The organism is Mesorhizobium sp. M7A.F.Ca.CA.004.06.1.1 (assembly GCF_003999135.1).
Classification (GTDB): domain Bacteria; phylum Pseudomonadota; class Alphaproteobacteria; order Rhizobiales; family Rhizobiaceae; genus Mesorhizobium.
Genome location: NZ_RZPQ01000705.1, coordinates 1 through 3,100 on the forward strand (window position 1 = coordinate 1; position 3,100 = coordinate 3,100).

The following is a 3,100-nucleotide window of genomic DNA, read 5'->3' on the forward strand; positions in this document are numbered from 1 at the left end:
GGGTGGCGGTGCGGTCGATCCGGCGGCTGCGGCAGCAGCAACGAGCGGTCTCGGCAGCGCGCTGAACCTGCAGAACATCGTCGGCGGCGCCGGCGGCGGCGCGATCCTGACCGCCATTCTCGGCGCGGTCATGGGCGCCATGAAGAAGTAGGCGGGCCGTTAAGGTCTTTTCAAATGGGCGGCTTCGGCCGCCCATTTCCGTTTTCGGAGCTACCGATGTTCGTCTTGCGAGGGTGGACGCCCTTTGTCCGCGCCTCTACATCACCCGTGAACATCGAAAGGACGATCATGGGTCAGCTCAATGCCGGCATCGTGCCGGTCACACCGTTCCAGCAGAATTGCACCATCCTGTTCGACATGGATGACAAGCATGGCGTCGTCGTCGATCCTGGCGGCGATATCGACAAGGTGCTGGCGGTGCTGAAGGACAATGCGATCTCAGCCGGGGCGATCTGGATAACGCATGGCCACATCGACCATGCCGGCGGCGCAATGGAGTTGAAGGAGGCGCTCGGCGTCGAGATCATCGGTCCGCATGAGGCCGACAAGTCGCTGCTCGACAATCTGGAAAACCAAGGCAAGCGCTACGGCATCGCCGGAGCGCGCAACTGCGTGCCCGACCGGTTCCTGTCCGAAGGCGAGACCGTGTCGTTCGGCGGCCATGTGTTCGAGGTGCTGCACTGCCCCGGCCATGCACCAGGTCACGTCGTATATTACAACCGCGCGGCCAAGTTCGCCCATGTCGGCGACGTGCTGTTCCGCGGCTCGGTCGGCCGCACCGACCTGCCGGGTGGCGACCATGCGGCACTGATCGCTTCGATCAAGGACAAGCTCCTGCCGCTCGGCGACGACATCGGCTTCATCTGCGGCCACGGTCCCGGCGGACGTTTTGGCGAGGAGAGGCGGACCAATCCTTTTCTCGTTTAGAGCAATTCACCATTTCACGGAAACGGCGGGGCCGCTCTAACCCTTTGTTCTGACTCAATTCCCAAGGGAAAACGCTTCGCGCTTTTCCCGGGAAACCGTTTCACACTTTTCCTGGAATTGCTGTAGGGCGTGCCGATATTCGCCTGCCCCAATCCTGTGATGCTCCAAACAGAAAAGCGCTGGCCTTGCGGTCAGCGCTTTTCTGTTGGGGCAGGGAGGCCCTGGTTTAGTTCGCCGTGCAGAAATGCTGTTCGCCGTCATTACCGGTGAACGTGCCGGTGCGGGAATTGAAGGTGCGGTAGCGGTCCGAGCAGTATTCGTACCAATCACGCGTCCACGGCTCGGCATAACGATCAGCGTAGACCACCCGCGGCTCCGCATAGTAGCGGCGGACCGGGGCCGGGCGCACCACCACGTCACGATCGTAGTAACCGTCATCGTAGTAGCGGTCAGCGTCGGGCGGCGGGCGGTCATTGGCCAATGCGCCGCCGATCAGCGCACCGGCCGCGAGGCCGAGCACGCCGGCGGCAATGGCATCGCCGTTGCCATGATGGCCATGATGGCGGCGCCAATCACGTGCGTTGGCGGCGGGCAAGGCCGAAAGCGTGGTGGCGACCACGGCAGCGGCCAGGACGGCGGTCTTGAAAATTCGGTTCATCTCGGTCTCCTTCGTGCCGGCCCGTGTAGTTTCGGGGATGCGGTCCGGCTTTACCAAAGACTAATATGCAACCGTGGCTGAACGGGGGCTGAACGGATTTCGACGAATTTATTCACAACAGGCGTCAAAGGTCACACGCCTCCAGGGAGCGAAAACCATCGCCGGTCCAAGCCGGCTCAGCCGACCGACAGATTGACGGCCTTGGGTCCCTTGCCGCGCTTGTCCGGCTCGGTGTCGAACGACACTTTCTGGCCATCCTCCAGGCCGGGAAGGCCGGACGCCTGCACGGCTGAAATATGGACGAAAACATCCTTCGCGCCATCATCGGGCGTGATGAAGCCGAAGCCCTTGGCATGGTTGAAGAATTTGACGGTGCCGGTCTGCGGCATGGGAAGCTCCTTTGTCCCATAAACTCCAGTCTCGGGCCGGCAAATGCCCGAGTGGAAATTTGTCCTTTATTTTAGCGTCATCGGCAAGAGAAAGTTTTGCGGGCGTCTAAAGCACGTTGCGGCACGCTTTGGGTCTTTGTTTTATGCAAGTCGTAGCCCAGAACCTGGCGGCTTGGGCGACATCACCGGCCCGCGCCTTCGATAAGGAAAAGGCGCGACGAAGATCGCCGCGCCTTTCAAAATTCAGATCCCTCTCCAGGCCAGGTGCAGGCATGGAGCCTCCGTCGCACGTCCGAGTGACATGCGGCGCGCCGATGGCTCAGGCTGCGCGGAGGTTGACGGCCTTGGGGCCCTTGCCCATGCGGTCCGGCTCGACGTCGAAGGTGACCTTCTGGCCGTCAACGAGCGTGCGCAAGCCGGAGGCTTCGATCGCGGAGATATGGACGAACACATCCTTGGCGCCACCATCGGGCGTGATGAAACCGAAGCCTTTGGTCGCGTTGAAGAATTTAACGGTGCCGGTCTGGGCCATTGGGGAAACTCCTTCACCCGTTCAGTCTTTGGTGGTCCCGCCCGCCGCCTGGCGCAAAGGGCAGTTCCCGGTGGTTGCTTCGGCAGTCATGCATTGGCGCATGGTCAAACCCCCCGCCGAAAACGGGGCCGTCAGAGATTCACAGTATCGGGGAAAGGTCGTCCAAAACGTTCCGCTCTCCGGGTCGCAAATGCCCGAACACGGAATTTATCGCACGGAAACGTGATGGTTGCAAGATACCGCCGCGGGCCGCCGTACTGGCGCATCCCGACGCATCAATCGACTGACCTGAGCATCGATGGGCTCGGCATAGGCTTGCTTGCCGGCCGGGTCATCGGCCAGAGCCGGGCCACGAATGGGCCAGACATCGCGGCGCGCTGACCTCCCTTTCGGTCCAGGCGCCGTTGTCGGTTGCCGAGCTCAAACGGGGGTTGCATTTGGCAAGGGAATGGCGAGGATCGGTAACCGGGGACCGATCGTGGGAGATCATCATGAAATTTCTGGCGGCAATCTTTTCGCGGCAGGGTTTTGTCATCCTGTTGCTGTCGGCAGTTCTTGCCGCCTGCACTGTTGTCGTCGATGAGGGACCAGGGC

Annotated in this window: 5 protein-coding genes and 1 pseudogene; 3 read left to right on the top strand and 3 right to left on the bottom strand. The window is 61.6% G+C overall.

Going from position 1 to position 3,100, the window contains the following annotated elements; genetic code table 11:
- Positions 1-288: 288 nt before the first annotated feature.
- Positions 289-927 carry an MBL fold metallo-hydrolase gene (locus EN906_RS28720; RefSeq protein WP_127268419.1) on the top strand — a complete coding sequence of 213 codons (639 nt, stop codon included), beginning with the start codon at positions 289-291 and terminating at the stop codon, positions 925-927.
- Between the two features lie 226 nt (positions 928-1,153).
- Here the strand turns inward: EN906_RS28720 and EN906_RS28725 are convergent, their stop codons facing one another.
- From EN906_RS28725 to EN906_RS28735, 3 genes are all read right to left on the bottom strand, one after another.
- Entirely contained in the window at positions 1,154-1,585 is a 432-nt protein-coding gene (locus EN906_RS28725; protein WP_127268420.1) for a BA14K family protein, read from the bottom strand.
- 176 nt (positions 1,586-1,761) lie between these two features.
- Positions 1,762-1,974, bottom strand: coding sequence for a cold-shock protein (locus EN906_RS28730; RefSeq protein ID WP_013530020.1), 213 nt, complete (start codon positions 1,972-1,974; stop codon positions 1,762-1,764).
- A 319-nt stretch (positions 1,975-2,293) separates the two neighbouring features.
- Positions 2,294-2,506: a cold-shock protein gene (locus EN906_RS28735; protein ID WP_006202520.1), complete on the bottom strand. Its 213-nt coding sequence runs from the start codon at positions 2,504-2,506 to the stop codon at positions 2,294-2,296.
- 225 nt (positions 2,507-2,731) lie between these two features.
- On the opposite strand from EN906_RS28735, the gene EN906_RS37835 reads away from it, so the two are divergent.
- Both EN906_RS37835 and EN906_RS38535 read left to right on the top strand, forming a co-directional pair.
- Positions 2,732-2,887 (top strand): hypothetical protein, encoded by a 156-nt coding sequence (locus EN906_RS37835; protein ID WP_164748816.1) that lies wholly within the window; start codon positions 2,732-2,734, stop codon positions 2,885-2,887.
- Positions 2,888-2,997: 110 nt separating this feature from the next.
- Positions 2,998-3,100, top strand: a pseudogene (locus EN906_RS38535) (peptidase); the annotation flags it as partial.

What these genes read in the sequence shown, in the direction of transcription:
- EN906_RS28720 (WP_127268419.1), top strand. Translation starts at nt 289, where the DNA reads ATGGGTCAGCTCAATGCCGGCATCGTGCCGGTCACACCGTTCCAGCAG.
- EN906_RS28725 (WP_127268420.1), bottom strand. Translation starts at nt 1,585, where the DNA reads ATGAACCGAATTTTCAAGACCGCCGTCCTGGCCGCTGCCGTGGTCGCC.
- EN906_RS28730 (WP_013530020.1), bottom strand. Translation starts at nt 1,974, where the DNA reads ATGCCGCAGACCGGCACCGTCAAATTCTTCAACCATGCCAAGGGCTTC.
- EN906_RS28735 (WP_006202520.1), bottom strand. Translation starts at nt 2,506, where the DNA reads ATGGCCCAGACCGGCACCGTTAAATTCTTCAACGCGACCAAAGGCTTC.
- EN906_RS37835 (WP_164748816.1), top strand. Translation starts at nt 2,732, where the DNA reads ATGGTTGCAAGATACCGCCGCGGGCCGCCGTACTGGCGCATCCCGACG.